The 5,816-nt window shown below is 58.9% G+C and carries 7 protein-coding genes; 4 read left to right on the top strand and 3 right to left on the bottom strand.

The window, feature by feature from the left end:
• Window positions 1-970: cytochrome P450 (locus JWR14_RS13340; RefSeq protein ID WP_299707174.1), on the top strand; the 970-nt coding region annotated here is incomplete at its 5' end.
• 53 nt (window positions 971-1,023) lie between these two features.
• On the opposite strand, the gene JWR14_RS13335 is transcribed toward JWR14_RS13340, so the two are convergent.
• The 3 genes from JWR14_RS13335 to JWR14_RS13325 form a co-directional block, all read right to left on the bottom strand.
• Complete coding sequence (locus JWR14_RS13335; RefSeq protein WP_299707172.1) at window positions 1,024-1,317, bottom strand: BrnA antitoxin family protein; 294 nt, start codon at window positions 1,315-1,317, stop codon at window positions 1,024-1,026.
• Window positions 1,265-1,570, bottom strand: coding sequence for a BrnT family toxin (locus JWR14_RS13330; protein ID WP_299707170.1), 306 nt, complete (start codon window positions 1,568-1,570; stop codon window positions 1,265-1,267). Before JWR14_RS13330 ends, JWR14_RS13335 begins: the two co-directional genes overlap by 53 nt.
• A 226-nt stretch (window positions 1,571-1,796) precedes the next feature.
• Window positions 1,797-2,747: a LysR family transcriptional regulator gene (locus JWR14_RS13325; protein WP_299707168.1), complete on the bottom strand. Its 951-nt coding sequence runs from the start codon at window positions 2,745-2,747 to the stop codon at window positions 1,797-1,799.
• A gap of 134 nt (window positions 2,748-2,881) precedes the next feature.
• Here JWR14_RS13325 and JWR14_RS13320 point away from each other — a divergent pair, with 134 nt between their 5' ends.
• The 3 genes from JWR14_RS13320 (at window position 2,882) to JWR14_RS13310 (ending at window position 5,804) form a co-directional block, all read left to right on the top strand.
• Entirely contained in the window at window positions 2,882-3,898 is a 1,017-nt protein-coding gene (locus JWR14_RS13320) for a zinc-binding alcohol dehydrogenase family protein (RefSeq protein ID WP_299707167.1), read from the top strand.
• Between the two features lie 183 nt (window positions 3,899-4,081).
• Window positions 4,082-4,666 (top strand): DUF6013 family protein, encoded by a 585-nt coding sequence (locus JWR14_RS13315; RefSeq protein WP_299707166.1) that lies wholly within the window; start codon window positions 4,082-4,084, stop codon window positions 4,664-4,666.
• Window positions 4,667-4,886: 220 nt separating this feature from the next.
• Complete coding sequence (locus JWR14_RS13310) at window positions 4,887-5,804, top strand: Ku protein (RefSeq protein ID WP_299707164.1); 918 nt, start codon at window positions 4,887-4,889, stop codon at window positions 5,802-5,804.
• The last annotated feature ends 12 nt before the right edge of the window (window positions 5,805-5,816 follow it).

The following is a 5,816-nucleotide window of genomic DNA, read 5'->3' as shown; positions in this document are numbered from 1 at the left end:
TCACACGACAAGCCTCGTCTTCAACGATCCGCCGCGGCACACGCGTGTGCGCAAACTGATCGCGGGCGCGCTGACTGCGCGCGCGATTGCGGCAACGGAACCGGGTCTTGTGAGTCTGATCGATGGTCTTCTCGACCAGGCTGCGGCACTCGGCGAGATCGATTTAATCGATGATTTCGCTTCAGCGATTCCAGTTGAAGTGATCGGCAACCTGCTCGACGTGCCGCACGATGAACGCGCGCCATTGCGCGACTGGTCGCTCGCGATTCTCGGTGCACTGGAGCCTGCGCTCACCCCGGAGCAGGAAGCGCGGGGTCATCGGGCGGTAGCGGATTTCATCGATTATCTGGTGACGCTGGTTGCGCGCCGTCGTGCGCATCCCGGCGATCCGCAACATGATGTGCTGACGCGGCTGATTCAGAGCGAAGCCGACGGAGAGCGACTGGACGAAGCTGAATTGCTGCACAACTGCATTTTTATCCTGAACGCGGGACACGAGACGACGACCAATCTGATCGGCAACGGCGTCGTGCTACTAGCGCAATGGCCAGAGCAGCGGGCGATGTTACTGGCCGATCCGGCGTTGATCGACAGTGCAATCGAGGAATGTTTGCGCTACGAAAGTTCGAATCAGCTTGGCAATCGGATCACGACCGTGGATACGCATATTGCCGGGATGCCGGTGGCGCGCGGGACGCCGGTGACGTTGTGCATTGGGGCGGCGAATCGCGACCCGGAGCAGTTCGAGGCAGCGGATCACTTCGATATCGCTCGCGAGCCGAACCGGCATCTTGCGTTTGGGTTCGGGATTCATCAGTGCGCGGGGTTGTCGCTGGCGCGGCTGGAGGCGCGAATTGCGATCGGGCGGTTTATTGCGCGGTTCCCGGATTACGGACTTGCAGGGGAGCCGGTGCGTGCATCGCGGGCGCGGTTTCGGGGATTTGTGAAGGCGTCGGTGAAGATGCTTTAGAAAGGGTCGAGGGCGCCCTGAACGGCGCGCCTTTACTGTTACTTACTCATAATTCAACGCATCAATCCGTGCGATTTCGCATAGTAGCGCAACGCGGCATTCATTCGCGTTTGCCAGCCTTCGCCTTGTGCTTTATAGGCGTCGACCACGTCTGGATCAATGCGCAATTTGATGGGTAACTTCGGATTTTCCAGCTTCGGCCGTCCGCGCGGACGTAGAATTTCCGCCGCTCGCTCGTGCCCGTAAAGCTCCGGCAAAACTTCCGATGCCGGCCGTGCACGGGCGAATTCCGCCTCACCCCATTCGGGGTTCTCGTCCAGCACTTCTTCCTTGTTCTGCTTGCTCATACTGCTTTACCTCGCGAGAGTTCGCCTTTCGTAAACTAATAACGTGAATTTTATTGCCACGTGGCGTGAAAACCAACATGTGTAGCCGGTCGGCTATCAAACCGAGAGCCTGAAACCTGCGTTCGGTATACGCGTTACCACAATCTTCGACAATCAAGGCACTTGACATGACAAATTCGCGGACTGCCTCGAATGACAGACCCCGCTCCTGGATATTTGCTTCACTTTTTTGGACGTTATAAGAAATGCCCATGAATAATGTACCCCCAAATAACGGTAAGTACAAGGATTATTTGTACACCCAAAATTTATAAGTGCTGTTGGCTGGAAAACCACGAACACGAGGACAGCAAGATGAATTGCCGAAGAATGCACACGACTGGGCGCGCCGGCTCCAATTCGTCATTGCATTGCAATAATCCCGCTCGCCCAAAATTTTAAGAATACGTAAATTCCTGTTTGCATTTTCGGGATGATGTCTACCGCATCACCCTTTGCGGATCGACGTCCCAGTAAGGCGGATCACCGAAATGCTCAATCAGGAATTCGATGAACGCGGTCGTTTTCGGCGGCACGAATGCGCGGCTTGGGTACACCGCCCAGATCGCCACCGTTTCCGCGAGCGGATAGCTATCGAGCACGGTCACCAGTTCGCCGCTGTGAAGAAACGGCGCCACGCTCCACGTCGATTTCAACCCGATGCCAAACCCGTCAAGCAACGCATCTCGAATGACTTCGCCGTTATCCGTCTCGAGCCGGCCGGACACGCGGACATCGATAGTCCCGGTCGGCGTGACAAACGCCCAGTCCCGTTGACCTGACAAAATCGCGCACTCGTGCTGCGCGAGATCGGCGGGGTGGCGCGGCGTGCCGTGCTTAGCGAGATACGCGGGCGACGCACACAACACGCGCCGATTGCTGGCGAGTTTTTTCGCGACGAGCGTCGAATCCTTTAACGCGCCAATGCGCACCGCCAGATCGATGCCTTTATCGACGAGATCGACTATCTGGTCGGTCAGACGCAAGTCCAGGCTCACGCCCGGATAGCGGCGCAAGAATTCGGGAATGACTGGCGAGACATGTTGCCGCCCGAGCGAAGACGGCATGGTCACACGCAAACGCCCCTGCGGTTGCTCGAATGCGCGTCCAACCGAAGCGCGGGCGGCATCGGCGGCGTCGAGCAGTGCGCGGGCGTGCCGGGCAAAAATCTCGCCTTCCTGCGTGACGCTGATGCGACGCGTTGTCCGATGCAAAAGCCGCGCGCCAAGCTGACGTTCGAGTTGGGCGAGCCGGGCGCTCGCGACAGCAGCGGACAACCCGAATTCCCGTCCGGCCGCAGACAGATTCGATAAAGCCGCCGACCGCACGAACAACGCGACGTCCAGCAAGTCGAGCTGTGCTTTATGGGGCAATTCGCTTAGACCGTCCATTTTCGTCATCTTCGTGATTTTCAATAAAATGTTTCAACGATTATGACGGTTTCAAGCGAAGCTGAAAGCCCTTAACATCGGGTCCATGCATCCATTGCACATCCGACGCTTAAAACCCCTCAAGGAGCTATTTCATGAAAGCCATTGGCCTGACCCGTTACCTGCCCATCTCGAACCCGGAATCGTTGATGGACGTGGAGATCGACAAACCCACGCCTGCCGGCCGTGACCTGCTGGTGAAGGTTGAAGCGATCGGGGTGAACCCCGTCGATACAAAAGTGCGTGCACCAAAGGACAAGATCGAAGAAACGCCGCGTGTCCTGGGCTGGGATGCATCGGGCGTGGTCGAAGCGGTCGGCCCGGACGTGACGCTGTTTAAAGTGGGCGAGCCCGTCTTTTATGCCGGCAGCGTCACGCGGCCGGGAACGAACAGTGAGTTTCATCTGGTCGATGAACGCATCGTCGGCGTGAAGCCCGCCTCGCTCGATTTCTCGCACGCGGCGGCCTTGCCGCTGACGACGATTACTGCATGGGAAGCCCTGTTCGACCGGCTGGGGGTGTCGGCGGAAGGCCACGACGCAGGCAAGTCCGTCTTGATCGTGGGCGGCGCGGGCGGCGTGGGTTCGATCGGCATTCAGCTTGCGAAAAAAGTCGCGAAACTGAAGGTGATCGCGACGGCATCGCGGCCGGAGTCGGCGAAGTGGGCGACGGAGTTGGGCGCGGATCATATCGTCGATCACTTCGGTGACATGCCGAAGCAACTGAAGGACGCTGGTTTCGAGCAAGTGGATTACGTGCTGATCTTCAATGACACGGACAAACATTTCCCGGCCGCCGCCGCTGTCATTGCACCGCAAGGGGGCATCTGCACGATCGTCGAAAACGACAAGCCGATTGCCGTCGAATTGCTGAAGGCGAAAAGCGCCGCGTTCCATTGGGAGTTCATGTTCACGCGCTCGATGTTCGGCACGCCGGACATGATCGAGCAACACAAACTGCTGACCGAAGTGGCGCGACTGATCGACGCAGGCACGATCAAGACGACACTTGGCCGCGACCTCGGCAAGATCAACGCGACGAACCTGCGCGAAGCGCACCGCCTTTTGGAAGAAGGGCGTGCGATCGGCAAACTGGTGCTGACGGGCTTCTGATTCGCCACTCGCTTAGCGTATCGATCGACCAATCCGTTGCAAGCTGCACGCGCGCCACGGGTTTCCCATGAGAAACCCGTGGTGCGCGTCGCGCTAGACTGATCGCGCCACACACGCGGCGCGGCCACCCCGGCGCCGTTGCTGTTGCCTGGCGTGACGGCTGCAAACGGAGGGGTTTTTCGCATGATCGATCGTTCGGGTTTTATTCAGGTTGGCTGGTCGTCGCAAGCTCGTGTGGTTGTTGCAGGCGCTGCGATGGCACTGCTGGCTTGCGTGGTTGGACCAGCCGCTCATGCGACACCCAGCATCAAGGTGCTGTCGGAAGTCGCCTACGACGGACCGATCAAATATACGGTGAAGATGGCGTCGAAGAACTGGGGCAGCGCGCAGGAAACGCGCACGATCCGTTCGGGCCAGACCGATGATTTCACCTGGCAAAGCAAGCCTGCCGGTGGTTCGCAGAATGTTCCGGATGCGTGTCCGGACGTGGACGCAATCCGCAACGCAAGCGGCACGACTGTGCGTCAGGTGAAGATCCGTTTCGCGGCGGTGGTCGCGAGCAGCGGGGACGCCGATGTCCAGTTGAGCTTCCAGGGCCACGCGCCGCGCCCGGCCGCCGCGGTGACCGTGGGCGGCAAAAAGCTTCAATGTCCTACCGATAACTTCTTCAGCCAGCTAGTCCATTTCACGATGCCCACCGGCGGCGCCGGCAAAGACATCACACTCAGCGACGGCACGAAACTCACGATCAGCGCGAGCCGCAAGTAGCGTCTCGCCTGGGCGAGCCTGCTGAGGCTGGCGTTTGCCCCTTGCGTTCGAGACCGTGCTGCTTATGTTGAAAAACGCTCGCCCAAGCCGGCGCGCGCTGATCCCATCTGGCACGTTTTCTGCAACGCCATAACGACCATGCGTCTATCGGCGCGTGTTAACCGTTGTTGCCGTTCATCCCGTCACGCCGTCAGAGCGGCTTTCGGAAAGGTCATTCGCGATGCCACACATGATCTGGAAAGGCGCGATCAGCTTTGGGCTGGTCCACGTCCCCGTGCAGCTCTATCCAGCGACGCAGTCGGAGAAGGTCGGTTTTAACCTGCTCGACAAGCGCTCGATGGACCCCATTGGCTATAAGCAATTCAACAAGAACACGGGTAAAGACGTTACGCGCGACAACATCGTGCGCGGCTTCGAGTACGAGAAGGGCAAATACGTCGTGATGAGCGATGCCGAGATCCGCTCGGCCAATCCTGAATCGACGCAGACCGTGGACATTCTCGCGTTCGTCGAAGCGCCCGAAATCTCGTTTCTCTCCCTCGATACCCCTTATTACCTTGCCCCTGATCGCAAGGGCGAGAAGGTGTACGCGTTGCTGCGTGACGCATTGAAAGCGTCAGGAAAAGTCGGGATAGCTAACGTGGTGCTGCATAACAAACAGCATCTCGCCGCGCTGATTCCGGTGGGTCCTGCGCTGGCGCTCAACACGTTGCGCTGGGCAGATGAAGTGCGCGAATTCGATGACTTCAAGTTCCCGGACGAAAATTCGAAGAAGGCGGGGGTGTCGCCGAAAGAGCTGGAGATGGCGCAGCGATTGATCGATGACATGAGCGATACGTGGAACCCGCACGACTATCACGACACGTTTCGTGAAGACATCATGGCGCTCGTCAACAAGAAGGTGAAGGAAGGGAATACGGAGGAAGTGTCGGAGGTGGAAGAGGGCACGCCGCGCAAGGCGTCGGCGGAGATCCTCGACTTGTCCGAACTGTTGAAGCGCAGTTTGAAGAAGGGCAAACCGACGAGACGCGGCGCTAAAAGCACCGGCAGCGGCGAGGATGACACGGCCGATGCCGAAGCCGCGGAACCGGCGGCCAAACCGGCACGCAAGACAACGACGCGCCGCAAACGCGCTTAAGCCCGTCGTCGC

It is taken from the genome of Caballeronia sp. (assembly GCF_028292365.1).
In the GTDB taxonomy this organism is placed as follows: domain Bacteria; phylum Pseudomonadota; class Gammaproteobacteria; order Burkholderiales; family Burkholderiaceae; genus Caballeronia.
This window is presented reverse-complemented; position numbering and strand designations above follow the sequence as displayed.